This is a genomic window from Methylobacterium sp. WL1, assembly GCF_008000895.1.
Lineage (GTDB): Bacteria > Pseudomonadota > Alphaproteobacteria > Rhizobiales > Beijerinckiaceae > Methylobacterium.
Map to the genome: position 1 here is coordinate 108,716 of NZ_CP042823.1, position 26,257 is coordinate 134,972.

At 68.6% G+C, this 26,257-nt stretch carries 27 protein-coding genes and 1 pseudogene; 12 read left to right on the plus strand and 16 right to left on the minus strand.

What is annotated here, in order from left to right:
- Positions 1-93 precede the first annotated feature (93 nt).
- The 7 genes from proB to FVA80_RS00795 form a co-directional block, all read right to left on the minus strand.
- Positions 94-1,209 carry a glutamate 5-kinase gene (proB, locus tag FVA80_RS00765; protein ID WP_147908234.1) on the minus strand — a complete coding sequence of 372 codons (1,116 nt, stop codon included), beginning with the start codon at positions 1,207-1,209 and terminating at the stop codon, positions 94-96.
- A gap of 343 nt (positions 1,210-1,552) precedes the next feature.
- Entirely contained in the window at positions 1,553-2,587 is a 1,035-nt protein-coding gene (obgE, locus tag FVA80_RS00770) for a GTPase ObgE (protein WP_147854180.1), read from the minus strand.
- 121 nt (positions 2,588-2,708) lie between these two features.
- Complete coding sequence (locus FVA80_RS00775; RefSeq protein WP_147908233.1) at positions 2,709-3,314, minus strand: GNAT family N-acetyltransferase; 606 nt, start codon at positions 3,312-3,314, stop codon at positions 2,709-2,711.
- 185 nt (positions 3,315-3,499) lie between these two features.
- A complete protein-coding gene (gene rpmA, locus FVA80_RS00780; RefSeq protein WP_147908232.1) occupies positions 3,500-3,766 on the minus strand; it encodes a 50S ribosomal protein L27 in 267 nt (88 codons plus the stop codon).
- 64 nt (positions 3,767-3,830) lie between these two features.
- The gene (gene rplU, locus FVA80_RS00785) at positions 3,831-4,145 is read right to left on the minus strand and encodes a 50S ribosomal protein L21 (protein WP_147854182.1); all 315 of its coding nucleotides are present in this window, start codon (positions 4,143-4,145) and stop codon (positions 3,831-3,833) included.
- A 177-nt stretch (positions 4,146-4,322) separates the two neighbouring features.
- Positions 4,323-4,694, minus strand: coding sequence for a hypothetical protein (locus FVA80_RS00790; RefSeq protein WP_147908231.1), 372 nt, complete (start codon positions 4,692-4,694; stop codon positions 4,323-4,325).
- 213 nt (positions 4,695-4,907) lie between these two features.
- A complete protein-coding gene (locus FVA80_RS00795) occupies positions 4,908-5,528 on the minus strand; it encodes a YceI family protein (RefSeq protein ID WP_147908230.1) in 621 nt (206 codons plus the stop codon).
- 154 nt (positions 5,529-5,682) lie between these two features.
- Between FVA80_RS00795 and ruvA the strand changes: the two genes are divergently transcribed.
- The 7 genes from ruvA (at position 5,683) to FVA80_RS00830 (ending at position 10,678) form a co-directional block, all read left to right on the plus strand.
- Positions 5,683-6,300: a Holliday junction branch migration protein RuvA gene (ruvA, locus tag FVA80_RS00800; RefSeq protein ID WP_147908229.1), complete on the plus strand. Its 618-nt coding sequence runs from the start codon at positions 5,683-5,685 to the stop codon at positions 6,298-6,300.
- Between the two features lie 227 nt (positions 6,301-6,527).
- Positions 6,528-6,800, plus strand: a complete 273-nt coding sequence (locus FVA80_RS30870) for a (2Fe-2S)-binding protein (protein ID WP_147908228.1) — start codon at positions 6,528-6,530, stop codon at positions 6,798-6,800.
- Between the two features lie 43 nt (positions 6,801-6,843).
- Positions 6,844-7,341 (plus strand): bacterioferritin, encoded by a 498-nt coding sequence (bfr, locus tag FVA80_RS00810; RefSeq protein ID WP_147908227.1) that lies wholly within the window; start codon positions 6,844-6,846, stop codon positions 7,339-7,341.
- Positions 7,342-7,480: 139 nt separating this feature from the next.
- The gene (dapB, locus tag FVA80_RS00815) at positions 7,481-8,278 is read left to right on the plus strand and encodes a 4-hydroxy-tetrahydrodipicolinate reductase (protein ID WP_147908226.1); all 798 of its coding nucleotides are present in this window, start codon (positions 7,481-7,483) and stop codon (positions 8,276-8,278) included.
- A 24-nt stretch (positions 8,279-8,302) separates the two neighbouring features.
- Positions 8,303-8,941, plus strand: coding sequence for a 2,3-bisphosphoglycerate-dependent phosphoglycerate mutase (locus FVA80_RS00820; protein WP_147908225.1), 639 nt, complete (start codon positions 8,303-8,305; stop codon positions 8,939-8,941).
- Positions 8,942-9,586 (plus strand): alpha-ketoglutarate-dependent dioxygenase AlkB, encoded by a 645-nt coding sequence (locus FVA80_RS00825; RefSeq protein WP_147908224.1) that lies wholly within the window; start codon positions 8,942-8,944, stop codon positions 9,584-9,586.
- A gap of 123 nt (positions 9,587-9,709) precedes the next feature.
- Positions 9,710-10,678, plus strand: coding sequence for a hypothetical protein (locus tag FVA80_RS00830; protein ID WP_147908223.1), 969 nt, complete (start codon positions 9,710-9,712; stop codon positions 10,676-10,678).
- 264 nt (positions 10,679-10,942) lie between these two features.
- Here the strand turns inward: FVA80_RS00830 and FVA80_RS00835 are convergent, their stop codons facing one another.
- Both FVA80_RS00835 and FVA80_RS00840 read right to left on the minus strand, forming a co-directional pair.
- Positions 10,943-11,365: a hypothetical protein gene (locus FVA80_RS00835; RefSeq protein WP_147908222.1), complete on the minus strand. Its 423-nt coding sequence runs from the start codon at positions 11,363-11,365 to the stop codon at positions 10,943-10,945.
- Positions 11,366-11,501: 136 nt separating this feature from the next.
- Positions 11,502-12,332 carry a hypothetical protein gene (locus FVA80_RS00840; protein ID WP_246692218.1) on the minus strand — a complete coding sequence of 277 codons (831 nt, stop codon included), beginning with the start codon at positions 12,330-12,332 and terminating at the stop codon, positions 11,502-11,504.
- 343 nt (positions 12,333-12,675) lie between these two features.
- On the opposite strand from FVA80_RS00840, the gene FVA80_RS00845 reads away from it, so the two are divergent.
- On the plus strand, positions 12,676-13,716 hold the full coding sequence (locus FVA80_RS00845; RefSeq protein ID WP_147908221.1) for an aspartate-semialdehyde dehydrogenase: 1,041 nt from the start codon (positions 12,676-12,678) through the stop codon (positions 13,714-13,716).
- Positions 13,717-13,792: 76 nt separating this feature from the next.
- Here the strand turns inward: FVA80_RS00845 and FVA80_RS00850 are convergent, their stop codons facing one another.
- The 4 genes from FVA80_RS00850 to FVA80_RS00865 form a co-directional block, all read right to left on the minus strand.
- Positions 13,793-14,515 carry an ABC transporter ATP-binding protein gene (locus FVA80_RS00850; RefSeq protein WP_050732417.1) on the minus strand — a complete coding sequence of 241 codons (723 nt, stop codon included), beginning with the start codon at positions 14,513-14,515 and terminating at the stop codon, positions 13,793-13,795.
- Complete coding sequence (locus FVA80_RS00855) at positions 14,508-16,562, minus strand: branched-chain amino acid ABC transporter ATP-binding protein/permease (RefSeq protein WP_147908220.1); 2,055 nt, start codon at positions 16,560-16,562, stop codon at positions 14,508-14,510. The genes FVA80_RS00850 and FVA80_RS00855 overlap by 8 nt, the downstream gene beginning before the upstream one ends.
- Before the next feature lie 5 nt (positions 16,563-16,567).
- Positions 16,568-17,440, minus strand: a complete 873-nt coding sequence (locus FVA80_RS00860; protein WP_147908219.1) for a branched-chain amino acid ABC transporter permease — start codon at positions 17,438-17,440, stop codon at positions 16,568-16,570.
- 105 nt (positions 17,441-17,545) lie between these two features.
- Positions 17,546-18,703, minus strand: a complete 1,158-nt coding sequence (locus tag FVA80_RS00865) for an ABC transporter substrate-binding protein (protein WP_187193695.1) — start codon at positions 18,701-18,703, stop codon at positions 17,546-17,548.
- A gap of 561 nt (positions 18,704-19,264) precedes the next feature.
- On the opposite strand from FVA80_RS00865, the pseudogene FVA80_RS00870 reads away from it, so the two are divergent.
- Positions 19,265-21,091: pseudogene (locus tag FVA80_RS00870) on the plus strand (alkaline phosphatase family protein).
- A 111-nt stretch (positions 21,092-21,202) separates the two neighbouring features.
- On the opposite strand, the gene FVA80_RS00875 reads toward FVA80_RS00870, so the two are convergent.
- From FVA80_RS00875 to FVA80_RS00885, 3 genes are all read right to left on the minus strand, one after another.
- Positions 21,203-21,484: a DUF2312 domain-containing protein gene (locus FVA80_RS00875; protein ID WP_187193696.1), complete on the minus strand. Its 282-nt coding sequence runs from the start codon at positions 21,482-21,484 to the stop codon at positions 21,203-21,205.
- A gap of 116 nt (positions 21,485-21,600) precedes the next feature.
- Complete coding sequence (locus FVA80_RS00880; protein ID WP_147908249.1) at positions 21,601-21,909, minus strand: DUF1244 domain-containing protein; 309 nt, start codon at positions 21,907-21,909, stop codon at positions 21,601-21,603.
- Between the two features lie 61 nt (positions 21,910-21,970).
- Complete coding sequence (locus tag FVA80_RS00885) at positions 21,971-22,735, minus strand: N-formylglutamate amidohydrolase (RefSeq protein ID WP_147908217.1); 765 nt, start codon at positions 22,733-22,735, stop codon at positions 21,971-21,973.
- A gap of 194 nt (positions 22,736-22,929) precedes the next feature.
- Here FVA80_RS00885 and FVA80_RS00890 point away from each other — a divergent pair, with 194 nt between their 5' ends.
- The 3 genes from FVA80_RS00890 (at position 22,930) to pyk (ending at position 26,256) form a co-directional block, all read left to right on the plus strand.
- On the plus strand, positions 22,930-24,243 hold the full coding sequence (locus tag FVA80_RS00890; RefSeq protein WP_147908216.1) for a glycerate kinase: 1,314 nt from the start codon (positions 22,930-22,932) through the stop codon (positions 24,241-24,243).
- Entirely contained in the window at positions 24,209-24,700 is a 492-nt protein-coding gene (locus FVA80_RS00895; protein ID WP_246692219.1) for a DUF1036 domain-containing protein, read from the plus strand. Before FVA80_RS00890 ends, FVA80_RS00895 begins: the two co-directional genes overlap by 35 nt.
- Before the next feature lie 119 nt (positions 24,701-24,819).
- Positions 24,820-26,256: a pyruvate kinase gene (gene pyk, locus FVA80_RS00900; protein WP_147854294.1), complete on the plus strand. Its 1,437-nt coding sequence runs from the start codon at positions 24,820-24,822 to the stop codon at positions 26,254-26,256.
- Position 26,257: the final 1 nt, after the last annotated feature.

Consider the following 26,257-nt stretch of genomic DNA (forward strand, 5'->3'; position numbering starts at 1 on the left):
CGGGCGATGGGCCTACAAGTGTGTCGGCACGGCAATCGTGACAGGGTTCACACCATCGACCGCACGCGAATAATTGATCTGAGTCAGTTCAATTCAAAACAGAGCCAGATCATCGCGGTGCACCATCCAGGCGCGGCCGGGATAGTTGAGCAAATCCGGTATGCGCGCACTCGGATGGCCGATGATCAGCGCCGCCTCGGCGCTGTCGTAGGCCACGAGGCCGCGGCCCAGAACGCGCCCGTCCGGATCCCGGATCAGCACCGCGTCGCCCCGGGAGAAACTGCCCTCGATCGCCCGGACGCCCACCGGCAGCAGGCTGGCCCCGCCGAGCAGCGCCTTGGCGGCCCCGGCATCGATGGTCAGCGTCCCGCGCGGCTCCAGGGAGCCGGCGATCCACGTCTTGCGTGCCGCGGTCGGGGTGGAGCCGGATAGGAACCACGTGCAACGCGCGCCCTCCCGCACCGCCTTCAGGGGGTTCTTGCCCCGTCCGTCCGCGATGACCAGGTGGGTGCCCCCTGAGGCCGCGATCTTGGCCGCCTCGACCTTCGTGCGCATGCCGCCCCGGGACAGCTCCGAGGCCGGGCCGCCGGCCATCGCCTCGATCTCCGGGGTGATGCGCTCGACCACGGGCAGGTGCCGCGCATCGGGATCCGACAGGGGCGGCGCGGTGTAGAGGCCGTCGATGTCCGAGAACAGGACCAGCACGTCGGCGTCGATCATCGTGGCGACCCGGGCGGCCAGCCGGTCGTTGTCGCCGTAGCGGATCTCGGAGGTCGCCACCGTGTCGTTCTCGTTGACCACCGGGACGGCGCGCATCTCCAGGAGCTTCAGTACGGTGGCCCGGGCGTTGAGGTAGCGGCGTCGCTCCTCGGTGTCCTGCGGGGTCACCAGGATCTGGCCCGCCACGATGCCGTGATGCCCGAGCGCCTCGGCCCAGTGCCTGGCGAGGGTAATCTGCCCCACGGAGGCTGCGCCCTGGCTCTCCTCCAGCCGCAGGATCCCCGGCGGCAGGCCCAGCACCGTCCGACCGAGCGCAATGCTGCCCGAGGAGACGACCAGCACGTCGACGCCGCGCGCATGCAACTCCGCGATGTCCTCGGCCAGAGCCGCCAACCAGGCATGGCGCAGCCGGCCGGCATTGCGATCAACCAGCAGGGCCGACCCGACCTTGATGACGACGCGGCGGAATTCTTCGAGGGCCGGGATCATAATTCTTCGCAGAGACGAGGCACGGGATGCGGTTTGGACGATGTTTTTGCGAATGAACAGCGGCCGGGACGCGACCGCGAGTATGTCACGACCGCGGGCACATCCGGCATGCTCAGCTTGCGCGCTACGCTGGACTGCGCCTCATCGAACGTTGAGACGGCGGCCCGGCAGCGCGTCGATCACGGGCCTATCGAACGGCGTTCCGTGCAGATCGGCAAGCGTAGGCAAAGATCAGGGCTTCGTGCATCTGCCCGGTCCGAGTCGGGCCTGGGAGACTAACGGAGCCGCTCCCCGTCGTCGAAGGTACCGGTACGCCACGAACGCGCGCGTGCCGCCCCGTCACTCACGGCTCCCAAGCGACGACGGGCCGGGCATTCGCCTCCTCAGCCATGCGCGCATCGATCTCGGTCTGGATCGCCCGAAGCGCCTCCGGGACGCCCTTGCGGCTGGCCGAAGACAGGACCAGCGGCGCCCGGCCGGCAGCGCGCTTCAGCTTGGCGACCTGACTCTTGAGCGTCTCCGCATCGAGGGCGTCGGCCTTCGAGAGCGCCACGATCTCGGGCTTGTCGGCCAGGCCATTGCCATAGGCCTCGATCTCGCCGCGGACCAGCTTGTAGGTCTTGCCGGCATGCTCGGTGGTGCCGTCGACCAGGTGCAGGAGCACGCGACAGCGCTCGACATGGGCGAGGAACTTGTCGCCGAGCCCGACGCCTTCGTGGGCGCCCTCGATCAGGCCCGGAATGTCGGCGAGCACGAATTCGCGGTTGTCCGAGCGGACGACGCCCAGGCCCGGATGCAGCGTGGTGAACGGATAATCGGCGATCTTCGGCTTGGCCGCGGTGACGCTCGCCAGGAAGGTCGACTTGCCGGCGTTGGGCAGGCCGACGAGGCCGGCATCGGCGATCAGCTTGAGCCGCAGCCAGATCCACATCTCCTGGCCCTCGAGGCCTGGATTGGCGTGCTTGGGCGCGCGGTTCGTGGAGGTGGTGAAGTAGGCGTTGCCGAAGCCACCGTTCCCGCCCTTTGCGAGCCGGATCTTCTGGCCGACCTCGGTGAGGTCCGCGATCAGGATCTCGCCGTCCTCGGCGAAGATCTGCGTGCCGGCCGGGACCTTCAGAACCACATCGGAGCCATTGGCGCCGTGGCAGTTCGAGCCCATGCCGTGCTCGCCCTTCTTGGCCTTGAAGTGCTGCTGGTAGCGGTAGTCGATCAGGGTGTTGAGCCCCTCGACGCACTCGACCCAGACGTCGCCGCCCCGGCCGCCGTCGCCGCCGTTCGGGCCGCCGAACTCGATGAACTTCTCCCGCCGGAACGAGACGCAGCCGGGACCGCCGTCACCGGAGCGGACATAGACCTTGGCTTCGTCGAGGAATTTCACGGTGCATCTCGTCGCTGGCTAGCCTCGGCAACCCGGGAGTCGTCGCGGCATAGAGTGGGTGCGTCGGACTGTTCGACGCCGCGCCCGGCCCCTCCATTCGGGGAGGCCGGAACGCTGTGATTCAGGACGCCGCTGCGAGTTCCGCTGGGGAATCGGAAGCATCCACATGGGCCACCCAGTCGTTGCGGTCGAGGCCGAACAGGTCGACCTCCCGGTCGCCGCCACGGGCCGGGCAGGCGCGCGGGCCACGCCCGATCACCCGGAAACCGACCTTCTCCAAGACACGCCGGGAGGCCGGGTTCGCCGGCAGCGCCGAAGCTTCGATCCGGCCCCCGCCCGCATAGGCGAAATAGGCATGGACCAGGGCCCGCGCGGCCTCGCCCATCAGGCCGTTGCCCCACCAGGGCCGGCCGAGCCAATAGCCCAGATGCGCCGGCGTACCACCACCCGAGATCCCGACCAGGCCGATCAGCTTGGCCGGGGCCGACCGCTCGGTCAGCGCCAGCGTCAGGCCGCGGCCGGCCGTGTTGGCGACCCGCGTCTCGAGCAGGAACGCATCGACGGCGTGCCGGTCGAGCGGATGCGGGATCCGGGCGGTCATCTCGGCCACGGAGCGGTCGCCCGCCAGCGTCAGGACCGCGTCCCTGTCCTTGGCGGTCGGCCAGCGCAGCCAGAGCCTGCGCGTCTCGATCCGGAAAACGTCGTCGCGGGTGAGATCGGGGAACATCGTGCCCTCGCAGGGCGGCGTTCCCGGTTCCGGGGCACCGCCTCAAGACGACGAAGGGGAGGATGGTGCCCCATCCTCCCCGGTGTTCCGTCCGATCCGTCCCGTCAGGGGCTCGGCATCGACGTCTCCGGTCCGGTGTGGGACACCGGGCGGGACGCCAGCTTCGCCGCTCGGGCGCCCGCCTGTTATTCCGCGGCCTGGGCCAGCGGGGTTACGGCTACGAACTCGCGCCCGCGGCGCGTCTCGAAGCGGACATGGCCCGGGACCAGCGCGAACAGCGTGTGGTCCTTGCCCATGCCGACATTGCTGCCGGGATGCCATTTCGTGCCGCGCTGGCGCACGATGATGTTGCCCGGAATCACGGCTTCCGAGCCGAACTTCTTGACGCCGAGACGACGGCCGGCCGAGTCGCGGCCGTTGCGGGACGAGCCGCCTGCTTTCTTGTGTGCCATGGGATCTGCTCCGAATGCGTGTGGGTCGCGCGGATCGCGGGCCTCGCCGGAGGCCCGCGCTCGATCACGCGGAGATGGCGGTGATACGCACCACGGTGTGGTGCTGGCGGTGACCGCGCTTGCGGCGCGAGTTCTGGCGGCGGCGCTTCTTGAAGGCGATGACCTTCTTGTCGCGACCGTGGCTCACGATCTCGCCCGTGACGCTGATGCCCGACAGGGTCGGCGCACCGACTTGCGTCGCGCCCGCACCGTCAGCGAACAGGAGGACCTCACCGAAGGTCACGGTTTCACCGGCTTCGCCAGGCAGGGTGGCGATGGTGATGGTGTCGTTGGCGGCGACGCGGTACTGCTTGCCGCCCGTCTTGATGACTGCGAACATCGTTGCTCTCGTGTTCTCGAACGGCCTCCGGGGCGGCTGCCCCTGGACCGGCTTCTTGTTTGAAGTCATTGCACGGGCGGACCCGGACAACGCGAAACGCGCGGACCTCGTCGAGGAGGCCGCGCGCCATGCCGGGTCAGTAGGGGCGGGGTGGCTCCGTGTCAATCCTGGACGGGATCAGCGGATCAGCGCGCCGGTCGCGAGAATGCCCTTGGCGACGCTGCCCTGGGGGCCGAACGCGGCCAGCGCCTGCGTGCACCACGCCTCTCGCCCGTCCGCGGCGAGTTGCTGCCGGACCTGCGTGGCCCGGGTCCGCAACTTCTCCTGCAGGATGGCTTCCTGCGCCGCGGCGACCTTGGTCGCGAGCCGCAGGGTCGTGAGCTGCCCGGCCTTCACCTGGATGCCCGGACAGGCCTGCTCGGCGATAATGGTCGTAGCCGCCGCCTCGGCATAATTGTCGAGGGGGGTGGACGCAGGAGGCACCGCCGGCGCTTGCGCCCAGGCCGGACCCGCCAGCACCAGAACCGAAATCAGCCAAGCTCCGCGCAACGCTCAGATCTCCATGGCAGCGATCGGCGCGCCGTCCGCGACAGGCCCGGACGCATCCGGCGACCTGTCCGCGGCGAGGGCGCGACCTGGGCTGCCTTTAACCGGTGGGGCCGCCTGCGCCAACGTCGAGCCGGTCCGATCGCGCCGACGCGCCGGGCCGACGTTGCTTTCCGTGTCTCCGATCCTTCCTGCGGCCACGATCCTTCCCGCAGGTCATTGAGCCGCCTTGAACTCACCCTCGATGCGCAGCGAAACCTCGTCGCCGAGGGCCGGCAGGTAGGCGTTCACGCCGAAATCCGAGCGCTTCACCATCGCGCGTCCGTCGAAGCCGACGGTGTAGCGCTTGTCCACCGGGTGGATGCCCGCCTGATTGAACGTGGCGTCGATCGCCAGCGGCCGGGTGACGCCGCGCAGGGTCAGGTCGCCGGTGATCCGCGCGGTGGTCGGGCTCGTCGGCTCCACGGTGGTGGCCGTGAAGGTGGCACTCGGGAACTTGGTCGTGTCGAAGAAATCGGCTGCCGCCAAATTCTCGTTCAGGCGAGTGCTGCCCGTGCTGACCCCGCTGAGCGGCACGCTGACCTCCAGGCGGCTCTTGTCGGGTGCCTTCGGGTCGAGCGTGAGTGTGCCGGTCAGGCCGGTGAACTGGCCGTAATAGGTCGAGTAGCCGAGATGGCTCACCGACCATGTGACCTTGCCGTGATCCGGATCCAGGACGTAGGCGCCCGGCCGGACCTGGGTCGGGTCCTTGCTCGGCGTCGTGGCGGCCGGATCGTCCGCGGCCCGGGCGGGGCCGAGGCACAGAAGACCGATCAGGGCGAGAATGGGCGCGCGCATGGTCGTTTCCCCGCTCGTCCGGCCGGATCTCGGTCGTCCTCAAGCCTGGCCGTCACGGCGCCCCTGATTCCACGAAGTGCCCACGGGCTCAAGCGCGTCTGGCGGACGCGCCCCGGCTTCTATAGGCATCGCGACGGCAGCGGACGGGCACAGAATGATCGGCAAGCTCAGGGGCGTGGTGGATTCGTTCGGCGAGGATTTCGTCATCCTCGACGTCTCCGGCGTCGGCTACATCGCGCATTGCTCGGCGCGGACGCTCCAGCGCATGCCGAAGGTCGGCGAGCCGGCGGACCTGTCGATCGAAACGTATGTCCGCGAGGACATGATCCGGCTCTACGGATTCCGCTCGGATGCCGAGCGGGAGTGGTTCCGGCTGCTCCAGACCGTCCAGGGCGTCGGCTCCCGGGTCGCCCTGGCGATCCTGTCTGTCCTGGAACCCGATGCCCTGGCGAACGCCATCGCCACAGGCGACAAGGGCACGATCAGCCGAGCACCCGGAGTCGGGCCGCGGCTCGCCGCCCGGCTGACCGCCGAATTGAAGGATAAGGCGCCCACCTTCGCACCGATCGACCCCGCCCTGGTCGCCCTGACCGGCGCGGTCGAGGACGGCGCCGCGCCCAGACCGGTGGCCGACGCGATCTCGGCGCTGGTCAATCTCGGCTATCCACAGGTGCAGGCGGCCTCGGCCATCGCGTCGGTCCTGAAGGGGGCCGGGGAGGGCGCCGAGGCGAAGGTTTTGATTCGGCTCGGGCTGCGCGAACTCGCGCGCTGACGCCGGCCGGTTCGGGCCGCCGGCTGGTCGATCGGATGGGGACGATTCGCTCGAAGCGCTGAGAGTTGCACCGTCTTGACCGAGGCCGCCTTGGGTGCCATCTCCCTCGGCGACCAGTAAACTATTGAAAAAGCTTCTACTTTTCAGTCGTTCTAATCTGGTAGGTCCGAAACGCCTTGTCCGACACGGTCGGGTCAGGCCCTAGGAAGACGGGTTCTGCAGCGCGCATGATCGTCTGTTCTTGCAACGTCCTGTCCGATGGCGCCGTTCGCAGCTGCCTGTCACCCGGCCCAGGTTGTCCCCGCACCCCGGCGCAGGTCTACGCCTGCCTCGGCTGCAGCCCGAAATGCGGGCGCTGCGCCCGGACCATTCGGGAGATCATGCGCAGCGCGCTGGGAGAAGCGGCAGCCGATCAGGGCAGCCATGAATGCTCGACGACTTGCGCTAACGCTTGCAGTTTGGTCTTATTCCAAACTGCGGAGGATGGAATCACGGCGTAACGCCTAAGCCCCCCGCCAAAAGAGCTGTAAGGAGTACGGGGGCATGAAGGGCGACACCAAGGTCATCGAGTACCTGAATCGCGGCCTGAAGAGCGAGCTGACTGCGGTCAGCCAGTACTGGCTGCATTTCCGGATGCTCAATGACTGGGGCTATATCGATCTGGCCAAGTTCTGGCGCAAGGAATCGATCGAGGAGATGAACCACGCCGACCGGTTCGTAGACCGGATCCTGTTCCTCGACGGATTCCCGAACCTGCAGGAGCTGGAGCCGCTCCGCATCGGCCAGACCGTGCAGGAGATCATCGAGTGCGACCTGGCTGCCGAGAACGGCGCCCGCAGCCTCTATCTCGAGGCCGCGCAGTACTGCGAATCGATCAACGAGCGCGTCTCGAAGAACCTGTTCGAGGATCTGGCCACGGACGAGGAAGGCCATATCGATTTCCTTGAGACCCAACTCGAGCTGATCAAGCAGATCGGCCTGCCGCTCTACGCCCAGAAGCATATTGGCGGCCTTGAGGCGATCGCCCCCGAGAAGGCCTGAGCCGGCCCGGGTTCCCAGGTCGCGCTCCTCGAAGCGGCGACGCGGGAACCCGACGGCCCTTCGCCGAGGTCGGGCCCATTGATGGGGCGCCCGGCATCGGCCAGGGTCGTCCGAGACGGAACGACGATAGGAACGACAGATGCGGCTCGTGGTGGTCGGCGCAGACGGGCGCATGGGGCGGATGCTGATCCGCGCGGTGTCCGAGGCCGAGGGGTGTACCCTGGCGGCGGCGATCGAGCGCGCGGGTTCGTCGGTCCTCGGGCAGGATGCCGGGGTGCTCGCCGGCCTCCCTCCCCTCGACGTGCCGGTGACCGACGACCCGTTGACCGCGTTCGCAACCGCCGACGGCGTGCTGGACTTCACGGCCCCGGCCGCCACCGTGCAGTTCGCCGAACTGGCCGCCCAGGCGCGCATCGTCCACGTGATCGGGACGACCGGCCTGTCCGACGACGACCTCGGGAAGCTGCAGGCTGCCGCCTACCATGCCCGCCTCGTGCGCTCCGGCAACATGTCGCTCGGCATCAACCTGTTGGCCGAACTGGTCCGCAGGGTCGCCAAGACGCTGGGCGACGAGTTCGATATCGAGATCACCGAGATGCACCACCGGATGAAGGTGGATGCGCCCTCCGGCACGGCTTTGCTCCTGGGTGAGGCTGCCGCCGAGGGGCGGGGCGTCGAGCTCAAGGACGTGCGGGTCTCGACCCGGGACGGGCATACGGGCGCCCGCAGGCCGGGCGATATCGGCTTCGCCACGTTGCGGGGCGGATCCGTGGTCGGCGACCACAGCGTAATCTTCGCCGGGGCCGGCGAGAGCCTGACCATCAGCCACCACGCCGCCGACCGCGGGTTGTTCGCCGCCGGCGCCGTGAGGGCCGCCCTCTGGGCGCATCCGAAGCCGCCGGGTCTCTACTCCATGGCGGACGTGCTCGGGCTTTAGACCATCAGGGAATACGACCGTCCGATGGAGCGCCTGCTCGTCCTCGCTCGCCACGGCCAGAGCGAATGGAACCTCAAGAACCTGTTCACCGGTTGGCGCGATCCCGGGCTGACCGAGCGCGGCGTCGCCGAGGCGCAGGCCGCGGGAGGGGCGCTCCGGCGCGCAGGCTACGGATTCGATGTCGCCTTCACCTCCGGACTCGTCCGGGCACAGCGCACCTGCGCACTGATGCTGGAGGCGATGGGTGTTTCGGACATCGAAATCGTACGCGCGCAAGCGCTGAACGAGCGTGATTACGGGGACCTGGCCGGCCTCAACAAGGACGATGCCATCGCCAAGTGGGGTGAGGCGCAGGTCCACCTCTGGCGGCGCTCCTACGATGTTCGGCCGCCCGGGGGCGAGAGTCTCAAGGATACCGCGGCCCGGGTGCTGCCCTACTACATCGAGACGATCCTGCCACGGGTGATGGCCGGCCAGCGGGTCCTGGTCGCAGCCCACGGCAATTCCCTGCGGTCTCTGGTGATGGTCCTCGACCATCTGGGGCCGGACACCATCGCCAGCCTGGAGATCAGGACCGGCGAGCCGCTGATCTACCAGCTCGGCGCCGACACCGCGGTGGCCTCCAAGGAGATCTTGACCCGCGACGTCGCGGCGGGTGGCTGATTGGCGACTGAGCTCGCGCCCGGGCTGATTCTTCACGCGGACTTGCTGGACCTGGCGGCCCGCACGCGCCTCGCCGCCGAGGTCGATGCCGTCCTGTCAGCTGCGCCGCCCATCACCCCGTCCATGCCGCGGACCGGGAAACCGTTCTCCGTCCGGATGTCGAATGCCGGCCCTCTCGGCTGGGTGTCCGACCGGCAGGGCTACCGGTACCAGCCGACCCATCCCGGAACTTGCGCGCCGTGGCCGGCGATCCCGCCGATCGCCCTAGCCGCCTGGGAAGCGCTCTCCGGCTTCCCGGCGTTGCCGGAAGCCTGCCTGATCAATCTCTACGGACCGGGCGCTCGCATGGGCCTGCACCAGGACCGCGACGAGGCCGACTTCTCCGCCCCGGTTCTGTCCCTGTCCCTGGGGGCGGAGGCCCTGTTCCGCTACGGCGGTCTCCGGCGCTCGGACCCGACACGCTCGGTGCGCCTGCGTCCCGGCGACGCCCTGGTCATCGGCGGCGCCTCGCGCCTGATCCACCACGGAATCGACCGGCTCTACCCTGACGACGGCCTGCTCGCCGAGAACCCGCTGCCGCGCTTCCTGCCGGCCGGCGGCCGCTGCAACCTGACGCTGCGCCGGGTCAGCACGCCGACGGCGTGACGGCGCGGCAGCGGATCTCCCGATCTCCTGATCCCGCAGGCGCTTGACACTGGCTGCCCGCCGTCGGACCCATCGCACAAGGCGAGCCCATGTGGGCTTTGGCTTGAGGAGAACCGGTTTCCGATGCTGGTGGGTAACCTGACGCTGCGTCTCGGACGGGTTCTGTCCCTGGCCGTCCTGCTGGCCGGATACGGCTCCGTGACGCAGGCCGCCGAACCGGTCTTCCCGCCGGGCTCCCGTTTCGGCTTCGAGCCGCCGGCCGACATGTCGCTGTCGCGGCGCTTCTCGGGCTTCGAGCGCAAGGAGGGCGGCGCTACCGTGTCGGTGGTGGAACTGCCGCCGAACGCCTTCGCGGAACTCGTGAGCGGCTTCACCGACGCGAACCTGCTCAGCCAGGGTTTCGCGGTGGAGAAGCGCGAAGAGGTCAAGATCGGCGACAACGAAGGCATGCTCTACACCGGCGAGCAGCCCGCCGATCCGAACGCCACCGCGCCCGCGATCCGCAAGTGGATCCTCGTGGTCGGTACGCCCTCCGTGACCGGCCTGATCATCGCGCAGGCGCTTCCGGATGCGGAAACCGAAGAGACGATGCGCAAGCTGGTGACCGGCGTCACCCTGCGCCCGGCCCTGACCCTGACCCAGCAGGTCGACGCGCTGCCCTTCCGCATCGGTGACATGGCCGGGTTCCGACCGGTGCGCGTGATGGCGGGCAATTCGGTCCTGCTCACCGCGGGTCCGAAGGACCAGATGCAGAACCTCGAACAGCCGATCCTGGTCTTAGCCCAGGCAGTCCAGCAGCCGCCCACCGCCGAGCAGCGCGACGCCTTCGCCAGGGCGGCCCTGGCCTCGAACCAAACCATGAAGGACTTCGTGATCGAGCGCGCACAGAGCTACCGTTCGAATGGGGTCGACTGGCACGAGATCGTGGCCCGGGCCGTCGACATGCCCACCAACGTGCCTGTGGTCGTTTCGCAGACGATCCGCTTCAATCCGGACGGCTATTTGCGTGCCTTGGGCGTGGTCCGGGAGGATCAGCGGACCGGCGTGCTCGCCAAGTTCCGCTCCGTCGTCGACAGCGTGCAGTTGAAGTAATCCGCGCTGTCCCCTCGGCGTTTTGCGTTCGGGGTGGACAGTGTCGGGAATACGCCGCGCTCGCCCACCCTGGTGTTCGAACCCCGCGTACTACGGTCAGCACGTCACGTGTCTCGACGGACGGCTTCGGAGGTCGTGCGGCTGCACGGACGATGCCGTCGAAGCCGGTGTCGGGGCATGCCCGACCGCGGGGATGGGCGACCCACAAAAGAAAACGCGGACCCGAAGGCCCGCGCTTCAAATATTCCGAAAATGACGCTTGGCTTAGTAGGGGCGGCCGTACAGCGGCGAAGTCGGGTCCAGACGGTCGACGAACGAAAGGTCGACGTTGCGGATGGCCGAGGAGCGCGCGCCGATGAACGGGCCGTTGGTGATCGGATCCGGCAGGATACCACGGCCGAAGCGGTCATTCGGGCCGAAGGCCGGGTTCAGCTGGTTCGAGGCGGCGATCAGGTAGGGGTTGAGGGCCGGGTTGCGCGAACCGCCGGCGCCCGGAACGTTCGAGGTCAGAGGCACGTTGCCGGCGTCGAGCCAGCTGCGCGGGCGAACGCGGATCGGAAGCGGACGGCTGACACTATAGACGCGACCCGGACCGAAACCCTCCTGGGCCTGGGCGGGCGCAGACGCCAGGGCGCCGAAGCCGGTGGCGGCGATGACGCCGAGAAGAGAGATCTTAAGCGAGCGCATGGCCAACCTTGTCTGTGAGTGCCACCAGTATGGCGACCGAAGCTTAACAGTTCGCCGCCTTTGATAGAACGACGCTTGAGTGGGGCTGTGGTTCCGCCAAAATGGCCGAGCTTCTTCGATTTGCCGTATTATGGCCTCATTTTTTCGTGTGCGACCGCCGATGGCCGAGCGAACCGGTCGGATCGGAGGCGTCGGCCATCGTCGCCACGCTGCAGCCGCGGTCGGGGCGCGGCGCCATGAAAGCCGCGGTCGCATCGGGATCCGCCGGATCGTCGAGGCTGAGCGCGTCGATCATGCAGCCCAGGGCGCGTGTTTCGGGGGGATGACCGAGCGGTGCACAGAGCCAGCCGTCGAGCCGGAACGCTCGGTCGCGCGTGACGAAGCCGGTGCAGGTCCGGCGTGTCGGCCCTCCGAGCGTCACCTCCAGCGTTTCCACCACACCGAACTTGGTGACGATCCGGCCGCCCGGGCCGGTCCGGACCACCGCCAGCGCCGGCCCGTCGGTGGCCGGGCCGCCCGCGGCACGCCGGGCCATCAGGATGAACAGACCCGTTGCCGCCCGGGCGGCGGCGCCGCGGATCAGCGTAACCCGGAGCGCCGGGGCTTCGAGGGCTTCGAACGCGCCGCGCGTCAGCGCATCCTCGCGAAGGCCGGTTGAGGGGTCGATCCGGCCGGGGGTGATCCGGACCGGATCGATCCCGGGTTCCGCAAGCCCGAAACGGGCGGGCGCCGCCACGGTGGGAACCTTCGCGGCGGGGGTCGACGGCACGAAGGGTGCTTCGGGCCGGACCGCGACCACGGCGTCCGGAGACACGGGTGTTGCCGGCCGCGCATAGAGGTAGAGTGTAGCGATCATCGCCGAGGCCACGACAAGGCGCAGGCCCAAACCGGCCAGCGAGAGCTTGCGGCGGCCTTCGGGCTCTTCGGGCGAGCGCTCCCTATCTCGGCTCGGATCGTCGGCGTGCATGATGCCCCGTGCGGACGGCCGCAGGATCTTGGCCGAAAGGCTCGGCCGGAAGTCTCGGCCGCCCCCGATCATCGCTGCACGAGGTTGATCACCACCCTCCAAGCGGGTGTCATGCCCGGCATTCCCGCCACAGGGTGAATCGATCCTTGCACCGCGGTCGCTAGTCTTGACAGCCCCGCGCCATCGGCGCCTTGCTCGACGCGGCTGCCACACCCACCTCGTGGGTGTTCGCGGCCGTGCCCGTTCGGCGGGTGCCCCTTCGGCGCGAACGATCCTTCGGCCGATTTTGCTGGCAGGAGCGCGGCACCCGGATCAGCCGGGGCTTTCCGCGCGGAGACGAGAGATGGGTTACAAGGTCGCCATCGTAGGCGCCACGGGCAACGTGGGCCGTGAGATGCTGGATATCCTGGCCGAGCGGGCCTTCCCCGCCGACGAGGTCGTGGCGCTGGCCTCGCGCCGCAGCCAGGGTCAGGAAGTCTCCTTCGGCGACAAAACGCTCAAGGTCAAAGCCCTCGACACCTACGATTTCTCCGACACGGACATCTGCCTGATGTCGGCGGGCGGCGAGACCTCCAAGGAGTGGTCGCCCCGCATCGGCCAGCAGGGCTGCGTGGTGATCGATAACTCGTCGGCGTTCCGCTACGACGCGGATGTGCCGCTGATCGTGCCGGAGGTGAATGCCGACGCGGTCGTGGGCTTCACCAAGCGCAACATCATCGCCAACCCGAACTGCTCGACCGCCCAGCTGGTCGTCGCCCTCAAGCCCCTGCACGAGGCTGCCACGATCAAGCGGGTGGTGGTCTCGACCTATCAGTCGGTTTCGGGCGCCGGCAAGGAGGCGATGGACGAGCTGTTCAACCAGACCCGCGCTGTCTTCACCGCCGGCGACATCAAGGAAGGCGGCAAGTTCACCAAGCGGATCGCCTTCAACGTCATCCCCCACATCGACGTGTTCATGGAGGATGGCTACACGAAGGAAGAGTGGAAGATGGTCGCCGAGACCAAGAAGATGCTCGACCCGAAGATCAAGCTGACGGCGACCGCCGTGCGCGTGCCGGTGTTCATCGGCCATGCCGAGGCGGTGAACGTCGAGTTCGAGCGTCCGCTCTCGGCCGAGCGGGCCACGGAGATCCTGCGCTCCGCCCCCGGTGTGCTTGTGGTCGATAAGCGCGAGAACGGCGGCTACATGACCCCGCACGAGGCGGCCGGCGAGGATGCGACCTACATCTCGCGCATCCGCGAGGACGCGACCATCGAGAACGGCCTGAACTTCTGGTGCGTGTCCGACAATCTGCGCAAGGGTGCCGCCCTCAACACGGTGCAGATCGCCGAGGTTCTGGTGAACCGCAAGCTGCTCACCCGGGCCAAGCCCAAGTCGATGTAAGCCGGCCCGACAAGCCAGCCGGACGGCCATGATCGGAAACGATCACGGCCGTCGTCGTTTCAGGTGGCTGTCTGGCTCAATGACCGCCGCCGAGATAGGCCGCGCGCACCGCCGGATCGCTCTTGAGCTGCGCGGCCGGCCCCTGGAACCGGATGCGTCCGTTCTCCAGCACGTAGGCGTGGTCGGCGACGCCGAGTGCCGCCATGGCGAACTGTTCGACCAGCAGCATCGTCACACGCTCCTCCTTGAGCTGGCGGATGATGCGGAACACCTCCTCCACCAGCTTGGGCGCCAGCCCCATGGACGGCTCGTCCAGCAGGAGAATCTCCGGGCGCAGCATCAGGGCCCGGCCCATGGCCAGCATCTGCTGCTCGCCGCCCGACAGGGTGCCGGCGAGCTGGGTGCGCCGCTCCTTCAAGCGCGGGAACAGGCTGAACGCCCGCTCGCGGTCGGCCGCGACATCGCCCTTCGGCCGTGATCCGGTCAGCCGCGGGAAAGCGCCGAGCGTCAGGTTGTCCTCGACCGACAGCGTCGGGAACACCCGGCGGCCCTCCGGCGAATGCGCGAGGCCTTCGCGGGCGACGTCGTGGCTGTCGAGGCCGCCGATCTCGCGACCGTTGAGCCGGATGGTGCCGGCACGCGGCCGTATCATGCCCGAGAGCGCCCGCATGGTGGTGGTCTTGCCGGCGCCGTTGGAGCCGATCAGCGTCACCACCTGGCCCTTCGGCACCTGGAAGGTGAGGCCGTGCAGGACCTCGATCTGGCCATAGCCGGCGTGAAGATCGGAGACCTCAAGCATGGGCGTGCTCCGGGCTGCTGCCGCCCATGTCGTCGGGGGCGCCGAGATAGGCCTCGATCACCTTGGGATCCTGCTGCACTTCGCGCGCACCGCCCTCGGCGATCTTGTGGCCGAAATCCAAGACGCTGACCCGGTCGCACAGGCCCATGACGACATCCATGTGGTGCTCGATCAGGATCACCGTGATGCCGGCGTCGCGGATCTTGCGAATGATCGCCACCAAGTCCGCGATGTCGGGCGCGGTGAGGCCGGCAGCCGGCTCGTCGAGCAGCAGGAGCACGGGGTCTAGGGCCAGCGCGCGGCCGATCTCGAGGAGGCGCTGCTTGCCGTAGGGCAAGTTGCGCGCCTCCTCCTGGGCGAGGGCGCTCAAGCCCATGAAGTCGAGGATCGACATGGCGCGGGCCCGGGCCTCGCGCTCCTCGCGCCGACGGCGGGGCGTGCCGAGGATCGCGTCGAAGATCGTGCCCCGGAAGGTGTGGTGCAGGCCGACCAGCACGTTCTCCAGCGCGGTCATCTCATGGAAGAGTTGCACGTTCTGGAAGGTGCGGGCGACACCAGACAGGGCGATCTCGGAGGGCGTGCGCCCGTCGATGCGCCGGCCGCCCGCCACCGCCAGCGTCACCGAGCCGGCCGTGGGTTTGTAGATGCCGGTGAGCACGTTCATCATCGTGCTCTTGCCCGAACCGTTCGGCCCGATCAGGCCGTGGATCGTGCCGGGCTTCACGGTGAGGTCGATCCCGGCGAGCGCCTTCAGGCCGCCGAACTGCATCAGGACCTGCTCGACCTTGAGCAGCGCGTCCCCGCCCGCATCGCCGCGCTGGGCGATCAGCGCCGCACCGCTGGCCGCGAGGTCGCGCCCTTCGGCCGTGTGGGCCGGGCGCAGGGCCGGGATCGTCTGGCGCAGGAAGCCGACGATGCCGTCCGGCAGGTAGTAGACCACGAACAGGATCATCAGGCCGAAGACCGTCAGGCGGAAATCGGTTACCGATTGCAGCGCCAGGGTCGCCGGCAGGAACAGCACGCACAGCACCACCGGTACCAGGATGGCGTAGCGGTTCGGCTGCTTGCGGATGAAGGCAAGTGCGCCGACGATGATTGCGGCTGCCGCGATGATCCCGGCCATGATCCGGACCAGCTCGATATCGGCCAGGATGTTGGGCATCATCACGATGATCGCGGAGCCGATCAGCGGGCCCGAGCGTGACTTGCGGCCCCCCATGGTGACGGCCAGCAGGAACAGCACCGTCAGCTCGAACCCGTAGGAGTTCGGCGCGACGTAGCGCTCGGACCAGGCGAACAGCGCTCCGGCGAGGCCGGCCAGCGCTGCCGAGACCACGAAGGCGTAGACCTTGTAGCGGTAGACGCTGACGCCCATGCAGTCGCAGGCGATCGGCGAGTCGCGCAGCGCCTCGAAGGCCCGGCCGAAGGGCGAGCGCACCACCCGGTTCACCACCAGGATCGTGAGCAGCAGCGCGGCGCAGACGAGATAGTAGAATTCGAGCTTCCGGCCGGCCGCCCCCCAGGGGGCCTGCATGCCGATCAGCGAGAAATCGAGCACCCGGGCCGGTGGCAGGGTGATGCCGAGCGGGCCGTTGGTGATTGGCGTCAGCTCGTTGATGAAGATCTGGATGATCGTGCCGAAGGCCAGCGTGACCATCGCGAGATACGGCCCGGTCACCCGCAGCGCCGGAACCGCCAGCAGGACCCCGAAGGCCGCCGTTACGCCGACGCCCGCGACAAGCCCGAGCCAGATGCCGATCTTGAAGTGCAGGAACAGCGTCGCGGCCGCGTAGGCTCCGATACCGAACAGGCCGGCATGGCCGAGCGAGACCTGGCCGGTATAGCCGACCACGATATCGAGGCCGAGGATCAGGATCGCGTAGATCGCGATCACGGTCAGCAGGTGGATGTAATAGGTGCTCGTCACCACCAGCGGGAACGCCACGAGGGCGACGACCAGCAGCACGGCGCCGACGAGGCCGAGGCCGCGGGCGTTCGGGGCCGGCGCGTGACCGGCGGCGGCGGGCGCGAGGGCGGATTGCGCCATAGATGTCAGACCTTCTTGATCACGGCCTTGCCGAACAGGCCGACCGGGCGGATCGAGAGCACAACGAGGAGGAGGATCAGGCCCGGCACGTCCTTGTAGCCGGTCGAGATGTAGAAGCCGGTCAGCGTCTCCGCGACGCCGAGGATCAGGCCGCCGACGATCACGCCGAGGCCGGATTCCAGCCCGCCGATGATCGCCACCGCGAACGCCTTCAGGGCCAGCACCGCGCCCATGGTGGCCCCAGTGAGCGTCACCGGGGCCACGAGCACGCCCGCGAAGGCCGCCGTCATGGCGCTGATCGAGTAGGAGAGGGTGATGATCCGCTTGGTGTTGATGCCCATCAGGCCGGCGGCGTCGATGTCGTTGGAGGTGGCCACGACCGCCTTCCCCCAGATCGACTTGCGATTGAAGATCTCGACACAGAGCATCATCAGCAGTGCGCCGGCCACGATCAGTATCTCCATCGGCAGGACGCGGACGCCACCGACCTCCACCGCCGCGTCGGGCAGCGGTGAGGGGAACTTCAGATCGTCCCGCCCCCAGATGTTCTCGGCGAGGTTCCGGAATATGATGCCGAGAGCGATGGTGGCCATGATCCACCCGTACTCGGACTTGATCTTGATCGCCGGACGGACGGCGAGCCGCTCGACCACGGCGCCGAGGGCGAAGCCGAAGACCAGCACCAGCGGGATCATCAGCCAGTAGCCGGTGAACGGAGCCAGCGTCAGGCCGAACAGCGCGCCCAGCGCCAGAGCCTCGCCCTGGCCGAAATTCAGGGTCTTCGAGGTGGCGAAGGTGAGCTGGTAGCCGAACGCGATGGCGGCGTAGATCATGCCGACCGCGACCCCCGAGGCGACGAGCTGAAGGAAGATTGTCATGGTGTCGAAGCCGTCCCAGGCGTCACGGGGCAGGCGGGCAGCCGGCCGTGCAGGCTCAGCTGCCCGTCGTCTGGACCCATGCCGAAGGGCACGGGTCCGCGCGCGTCAGTTCGAGGACTTTTCCTTGACGCGGACGACGCCGGCGTTCTTGGCGTCGTCCGGCTTGGCGTAGACGATCTTGCCGTCCTGGACTTTGCCGAACACGACCATGTTGCGCGAGATCGCGTTGTGGTCCTTGGCGGTGAACGGGTGATCGTAGGTGGTCACCACCCCTTCGACCTTTGTGTTCAGGGCTTCCAGGGCTTCGCGGATCTTCGGACCGTTGGTCGAGCCGGCCTGCTTGATCGCCGCCGCGATCAGGTAGACCGAATCGTAGCCCTGGGCACCGGCCACCGGGGTCGGAATCTTCGTCACGCCGTAGGTCTTGTAGTAATCGTCGAGGAAGGACGCGCGCTTGGCCAGCGTCTTATCCTCGATGAAGGTCTGCGGCATGATCACGCCGTTGCCGTTGGTGCCGGCGATATCGATGAAGCTCTGCATCGAGGCCGGCCAGGACGCGATGATCGGCACCTTCCAGCCGAGCTTGGCCATGCCGTTGGCGACCTGAGCCAGCTCCGGGCCGATGCCATAGGCGAGGATCACGTCGGCGCCGGCCTGCTGCGACTTCAGCAGCTGGGCCGTCATGTCGACGTCCTTGATGTTGAACTTCTCGACCGCGACCGGCTTCACGCCCTTGGTCGCAAGGTACTTCTCGATGTCCTCGCGGCCAAGCTGACCGTAATTGGTCGAGTCCGCCAGGATCGCGATCTTCTTGAAGTTCTGCGCCAGGGCCTCATCGACCATCATGCCGGCCTGCAGCACGTCGTAGGCCGAGTTCCGGAAGACGTAGTTCACGTCGTAATCCGGCTCCTTGAACTGGTTGGTGATGACCGTGCCGGTGGCGACGTTGTTGAACACCGGGATCTCGGCTTCCTGGTAGAAGCGCTGGGCCGCGAGCGCCACGCCGGTGTTGATGAAGCCCACCGTGGCGACGACCTTCTCCTTGTTGATCAGCTCCTGCGCGACCTGGGCGCCGACCTCGTTCTTGGCCTCGTCGTCGCGCTCGATCAGCTGGATCTGGCGGCCCAGGACGCCGCCGTTCTTGTTGATCTCGGCGGCGGCGAGCTTGGCGCCGTCGCGCATCGAGACGCCCATCGAGGAGGAGCCCCCCGTGTAGGGACCGGTGAGCCCGATCTTGATCGGGTCGGCGGCCTGGGCCGGCATCAGCCCGAGCGCGGTGGCACCGAGCAGGGCGGCCACAAGAGAGCGTTTCGTCAGGATCATCGTTTCCTCTCCCAAGCGCGTCGCGGGCCGCGTCCGCATCGGCGCATCCCGGTCTGGCATGTCGATCGTGTTGGATCCGCTGCGCGCCTGCAGTCGACAGGCCCGTGAAGGCTGCGTCTCAAGAGCGTTCGAGCGTCCGCGGGCTGCCCTTCAATGTGGCATACCGGATGCGGTTACTCACTCTTTCAGGAAAGAACTCGCTACCGTCAAGGTCTCGGCGACGGCGTTACGCGACGTCGGACGTTGTCTGTGGAAGAAACCCGGTCCTCAGCATTTATCCTCCGGTTCCTCCGCCTGGAAGGATCGGACCGGTTCGGATTAAGACCCCGCGCTCTACGTGTTTCCGGCGATCTTGGGCGCCGCGACTGCGCGATCCGAAAGTCTCCGTGCCCATATCGGGAGCAATGCCCCGGACCGGACCGGCGCCGCCGGGCCCGCGCCTGTCATGGCGCTGTGATGTTCCCCGGCCACGCCGCTGGCCGGTACGGTCGGAGATTCGTCATGCGTCGCGTCGTCATTGCAGGCCTCGTCGGGTTGTGCGCCTCGGGCGCCTCTCGCGCCGAGACGCGGCCGCACAACGTCGTCCTGTTCGTGGCCGACGGCCTGAGGGCGGGCATGGTGAATGCGCAGAACACCCCGACCATGGACCGGCTGATGAAGACCGGCGTGCGCTTCACCAACTCGCACTCGATGTTCCCGACCTTCACGATGCCGAACGCCACCGCGATGGCGACCGGCCACATGCTCGGTGATACCGGCCAGTTCGGGAACACGATCTACACCGCCTTCCCGGTGCCCGGCGCCGGCGACAGCCTGACCCCGTTCCTCGAGAGCGACCCCGTGCTCGGCGATGTCGACGAGCATTTCGCCGGCAATTACCTCAACGAGGAAACGATCCTGAAGGCCGCCCGCGCCAAGGGGTTCTCCACCGCCAGCATCGGCAAGCTCGGACCATCCCTGGTCTTCGATCACACCGAGCGTTCCGGCCAGTCCAACATCCATATCGACGACAGCACCGGCCGGGCCGGCGGCATCCCGCTGGGCGACGCGATCCGCGCCCGCCTGACGGAGGTCGGCCTGCCGGCCCAGGCGCCCGCTCGGGGCGCGAACGGTCAGGCCGGCACCGCCGAGACGCCGGGTACAGTCGCGGCCAATGTCGAGTAGCAGGCCTATTTCACCGCGGTCGCCACCAAGGCGGTGCTGCCGCTGTTCAAGACCCGCCAGCAGCCGTTCGTGCTGGTGTTCTGGTCGCGCGATCCGGACGGGACGCAGCACAACCAGGGCGACAGTCTCGGGCGGCTGGTGCCCGGCATCAACGGGCCGACGAGCCTGGCCGCCATCCACAACGCCGACGACAACCTCGCCGCCCTCCAGGCCGCCTTGCTCGAGCAAGGGCTGGCCGAGACCACCGACATCGTCCTAACCTCGGATCACGGCTTCTCGACCATCTCGAAGGAGAGCGCGTCGAGCTTCGCCGCTGGGCAAACCTACAAGGGCGTGCCGGCCCGGCAACTGCCCCCGGGGTTCCTCGCCATCGACCTGGCGCACGACCTCGGGCTTACGCTGTTCGACCCGGACGCCAAAGGCGCCAAGGTGGAGGCCGGGACGTTCCCGAGCCGCGCCAACGGCCTGATCGGCACTGATCCGGCCAAGCCCGACGTGGTGGTGGCGGCCAATGGCGGCTCGGACCTCGTCTACGTGCCGAACGGCGACACCGCGCTCGCCCGGAAGGTCGTCGCGGCGCTGTCCCGCCAGGATTACGTCAGCGGCCTGTTCGTCAGCGACGCGCTCGGCGCCATCCCCGGGACCCTGCCGCTCTCGGCCATCGCCCTCGACGGCTCGGCCCTGACGCCGATGCCCGCGATCGTGGTGAACTTCCGCAGCTTCACCACGGGCTGCGTCGATCCCACGACCTGCGGCGTCGAGGTATCGGACACCACGCTTCAGCAGGGCCAGGGCATGCACGGCAGCTTCGCGCGCTCCGACACCCGCAACGTCATGGGCGCCGTGGGGCCGAGCTTCCGGGGCGGCCTGGACAGCGACATCCCGGCGAGCAACGCCGACCTCGGCAAAACCATCGCGCAGATTCTGAACCTGGACATCTCCGACAAGGGCAAGCTGGTCGGCCGCGTCCTGACGGAAGCGATGGTCAACGGTGCCCGCCCAACAGCCCAGACGCATACCCGCCGCTCGGAGCCGGACGCCGCCGGCATCGTGACGGTGCTGAACTACCAGACGGTCGGCGAGACCCGATATTTCGATGCCGCCGGCTATCCGGGCCGGACGCTCGGCTTGGTCGAAGAGACGCACGCTTCGGGCGGCCACTGACCTCCGACCGGCATATCATGGAGTAAACGAAGGGCCGTACCCGGCGGGGTACGGCCCTTCGCATTCCAATCTCATCCCTTGGCCGAACCGGGGTCCGGATCGGCGGCAGGACTACGCCATGCCCAGCGCCTGCATGTAGAGCTCGAGGATCGCCTCCTGCTCCTGGCGCTCGCTGTGATCCTGCTTGCGGATCCTGATGATCGTCCGCACCGCCTTCGCGTCGAAGCCCCGGCCCTTCAATTCGGCGAACACCTCCTTGATATCGCCCATGATGCCGGCCTTCTCCTCTTCGAGCCGCTCCAGGCGCTCGATGAACTGCTTAAGCTCGTCGGCGGCCACGCCCTCGGAGGACGAGACGTCGCCACCGGGCCGCTGGGCTGCTGCGGTGGGCATCGAATGGGCGTTCATGGGGCTCTCCGGGATGCGCGGCGCAGGTGCGCCCTGGACCGGTGGTTAACGGTCCGAACTTACCGGAAGCTTAGCCGATTCTCGCCGTCCCTTTCGCCCGGTCAGTGATCCTTGGCCTGGGAAGCCGAAAATCCCGCTTGCTGCTGGGGGCTCGCCTCGGTCTGATGCTGTGCCTTCCACTCGCCGTAGGGCATCCCGTAGACGGCCTCGCGGCTCTCGTCCTTGGTGAGCGGCACGCCGGTCTCGTCGGCGGCATCCTTGAGCCAGTTCGACAGGCAGTTCCGGCAGAAGCCCGCCAGGTTCATCAGGTCGATGTTCTGCACGTCGGTGCGAGTGCGCAGGTGCGACACGAGCCGTCGAAACACCGCGGCTTCGAGTTCGGTCTGGGTCTGCGGGTCGATCTCGGGCATGGTGTGGAACGCTTTCCGGTTGAGGACGGCCGCACGCATCTCGGGATCGCCGGCGTCGCGATCAAGCTCCGATCAGCGGACGCAGGATGCGGGCGAAGCGCTCGGCCCATTCCTCCTGCCCTTCCTGGCCGGCGATAAGGTCCTGGCGGATCTCCACGAGGGCGTTGGCCAAGCCGCGCGCGGTGGCGTGGCGGTCGATCGTATCGCCCGGCAAGCCGCCGCCATAAGGCTGGTTGTCGCCCACGGTGAGCCCGGCCGGATCGGCCGCGAGCGCCTCGATCAGCGGCCGGGCGAGGCGTTCGTCCCGGTCGTACAGGATGCCGACCTGCCAGGGCCGTGCCGTCCCGCGCCAGTAGGGCGTGAAACTGTGCATGGTCAGGATCGCCGGGGGACGCCCGGCCGCCTGGGCCGCCGCGATCGCCGCGTCGATGGCTGCATCGAACGGCGCGTAGAAGCGCGCGATCCGGGCCTGCTTGCCGGCCTCGTCGATGCGGGCATTGCCCGGCACCACGGCGCCGTCGGAGAGGCGCATCACAAGGGTCGGGTCGGCCCGGCCGCGGTTCGGGTCGATGATCAGACGCGAAAAGTTGGTCAGGATCGCCGGCACGTTCAGCCGGGCCGCGAGCCCGCGCGTCACCGCGGCGGCGCCGATATCGTACGCGATGTGCCGGGCGAACTCGGATTCCGGCACGCCGAGCTCGATGTCCGGGGGCACGAAGTTCGACGCATGATCGCACGCGATGATCAGCCCGCAGGCGGGATCTCCGGGTAGGATTTCGCACGGGTGCGGGGCGTCGGCGCGCGCTTCAGTTTCCGGACGGGTCACGGGGCTCCGAGGGTTGGATTTGTGGGACGGCGCCGATCGCGCTTGCCGTGGGGCGGCGGCTCGGGCAGATCACCTGACGAGGCGAGATGCCTACCAAACAACGTGCGCTCACGGCAAGAAACGGGCCCGCCGTCCACCAATGCGTGGGCGGGGATCGCACGCAAGAACATCCTGTGAGGAGCCCGTCCGACGCCATGTCCGAAACCGTCCCGCCTATCGCCGCCCCCGCCGAGCAGCGCGCGCTCCTAGAAGCCCTCCTGACCGCCGGCATCCGGGCCGCCCATCCGGACCTGTGCCTGCCCGCGCACCTGCCGGAACCGAGCCCGGGACGCCTGATCATCCTGGCGGCCGGCAAGGCGGCCGGCAGCATGAGCGCGGTGGCCAGCCGGTTCTACCGGCAGAAGCACGGGCTCGGTGACGACCGCATCGTCGGCCTCGCGGTGGCGCGGCACGGCTACGGACAGGACGCTCCGGGCATCCACATGGTCGAGGCGGGACACCCGGTCCCCGACGAGGCCGGCATCGCCGCGACCCAGGAGGCCCTGCGGCTCGCCACCGAGGCCGGTCCGGACGACGAGGTTCTGGTGCTCCTGTCCGGCGGCGGCTCCGCCAACTGGATCGCGCCGGCCGGGGACCTGACGCTCGCCGAGAAGCAGGCGATCACCCGGGCGATGCTCCGCTCCGGCGCCCCGATCGGCGAGATCAACACCGTCCGCAAGCACATCTCGCGGATCAAGGGCGGCCGGCTGGCCATGGCCGCCCGCAACGCCCGGCGGATCCTGACGCTCGCCATCTCGGACGTGCCGTTCGACGATCCGGCGGTGATCGCCTCGGGCCCGACCGTGCCCGATCCCTCGACCCTGGCGGATGCCCGCGCCATCTGCGAGCGCCGGGGCATCCCGCTGCCGGAGACGGCCGTCCGGCTCCTGAACGACCCGAACAACGAGACCCCCAAGGCCGGCGATCCCGCCTTCGCCCGGGCCGAGTACCGCATCATCGCCCGGCCGATCGACGCTTTGGAGGCGGCCGCCCAGGCGGCAAGGGACGCGGGCTACGAGCCGATCATGCTGGGCGCCGACCTCGAAGGCGAGGCCCGGGAGGTGGCGGCCGTGCACGCGAGCGAGGCCAAGCGCTACAAAGCGGCCGGGCAGCGCGTCGCGCTGATCTCGGGGGGGGAACTGACCGTCACCATCCGGGGCGAGGGCCATGGCGGCCCGAACCAGGAATATGCCCTGGCCCTCGCCGTGGCGCTGGACGGCGCGCCCGGCATCTCCGGGATCAGCGCCGACACCGACGGCACCGACGGCGGACGCGGCCTCGCCACCGATCCGGCCGGCGGCCTGGTCGACCCGACGACGCTCGATCGCGCCCGCGCCGCCGGCCTCGACCCGGCCGCGATGCTGGAGCAGAACGATTCGACCGCGTTCTTCGCGGCTCTTGGCGACCTCGTGAACCCCGGTCCGACCCGTACCAATGTCAACGATTGCCGCATCATCCTCGTCGGGTAGGTTCTTGAGGGGGGCGACCGGTTCGCCGGCCGCCGTGCCGGTGATCCTGGGGCTCGGCATCGCGCTCTTCGGCGCCGGCCCCGCGAAGGCCGACCTGCGCCTGTGCAACCAGACCGCCAGCAAGGTCGGCATCTCGCTCGGCTACCGTGATCCGCAGGGCTGGGTCACGGAGGGCTGGTGGGATCTGGCCCCGAAGGCCTGCGAGACGCTCCTGAAGGGGGCGCTGGCGGCGCGTTTCTATTACGTGTTCGCCGTCGACTACACGCGCGGCGGCGAGTGGAGCGGGCGCTCGCTGATGTGCACCCGCGACTCGGAATTCACGATCCGCGGGGTCGAGGATTGCCTTGCCCGCGGCTACGACCGGAACGGCTTCTTCGAAGTCGATACCGGCGAGCAGAAGAGCTGGACGATCCAGCTCACCGATCCCAACCGGGCGGACGCGCCGGCCAAGCCTTGAGGATGCCGTCGCGCCCTTGACGCTGCCCCGGGCGGGATGCCTACACCCGCACCCAACGAACCGACGCCGTCCGGGTCCAACCCCGAGACGAGCGCCGCGGAATACCCGGAGGATCCCGCTTGAAACGCTCGCGCCGTACAAAGATCGTCGCCACCCTTGGGCCGGCCTCGGACTCGCCGGAGATGATCGAACGCCTGTTCCGGGCGGGCGTGGACGTGTTCCGGCTCAATATGAGCCACCTGCCACGCGAGAAGCTGCCCGAGAAGGTCGAGGTGATCCGGGCGATCGAGCGCGAGGCCAAGCACCCGATCGGCATCCTGGTCGACCTGCAGGGCCCCAAGCTTCGGCTGGGCACCTTCGCGGAGGGCGCCGTGATGATCGAGACCGGCGCGACCTTCGTGCTCGACGGCGATCCCACGCCCGGCGATGCCAGCCGCTGCCACCTGCCGCACCCGGAGATCCTGGAGGCGCTCGAGGCCGGCCACGCCATCCTGCTGGACGACGGCAAGCTGCGTCTGACCGTGCTGGAGACCTCGGAGAACCGGGCCGTGACCCGGGTCGAGGTCGGCGGGAAGATCTCGAACCGCAAGGGCGTGTCGCTGCCCCACACGGTGATCCCGGTGCCGGCGATGACCGAGAAGGACCGGGCCGACCTCGATGCCGGCCTCAACGCCGGCGCCGACTGGATCGCCGTCTCCTTCGTCCAGCGTCCCGAAGACGTAGCCGAGGTCAAGAAGGTCTGCGCCGGGCGCGCCCTGGTGATGGCCAAGATCGAGAAGCCGCAGGCCCTGACCCGGCTCGACGAGATCATCGAGATCTCGGACGGCCTGATGGTCGCCCGCGGCGATCTGGGCGTGGAGATGCCGCTGGAGCAGGTCCCCGGCGTGCAGAAGCGGATCACCCGCAGCGCCCGCCGGTTCGGCAAGCCCGTGGTGGTGGCGACCCAGATGCTCGAATCGATGATCACGGCGCCGGTCCCGACCCGCGCCGAGGTCTCGGACGTGGCCACCGCGGTCTACGAGGGTGCGGACGCCGTGATGCTTTCCGCCGAGAGCGCCTCGGGCGCCTTCCCGGTCGGGGCCGTGGAGACCATGAACCGCATCGCCGAGCAGGTGGAGCGGGACTCGGTCTACTGGTCGATCATCCGGGCGCAGAGCGCGACGCCGGACGAGACCGCGGCTGACGCGATCGCGGCGGCCGCCCACCAGATGGTCGACGCGCTCAATCTCGACGCGATCATGGCCTGGACCAATTCGGGCTCGACGGCCCTGCGGCTGTCGCGCGAGCGCCCGAACGCCACCGTGATCGCTCTCACGCCCCGGCGCGAGACCGCCCGGCGCCTGGCCCTCGCCTGGGGCACGCACCCGATCGTCACCAAGGATGCCAGCGACGTGGACGACATGTCGTTCCGCGCCGCCAAGTTCGCCGTGCGCGAGAAGTTCGCCGCGGTGGGCGACCGGGTCATCGTGGTGGCGGGCCTGCCGTTCGGCACCCCTGGGGCCACGAACCTCGTGCGGCTAACCTTCATCACCCGGGAGCACGCCGAGAAGGCGTGAG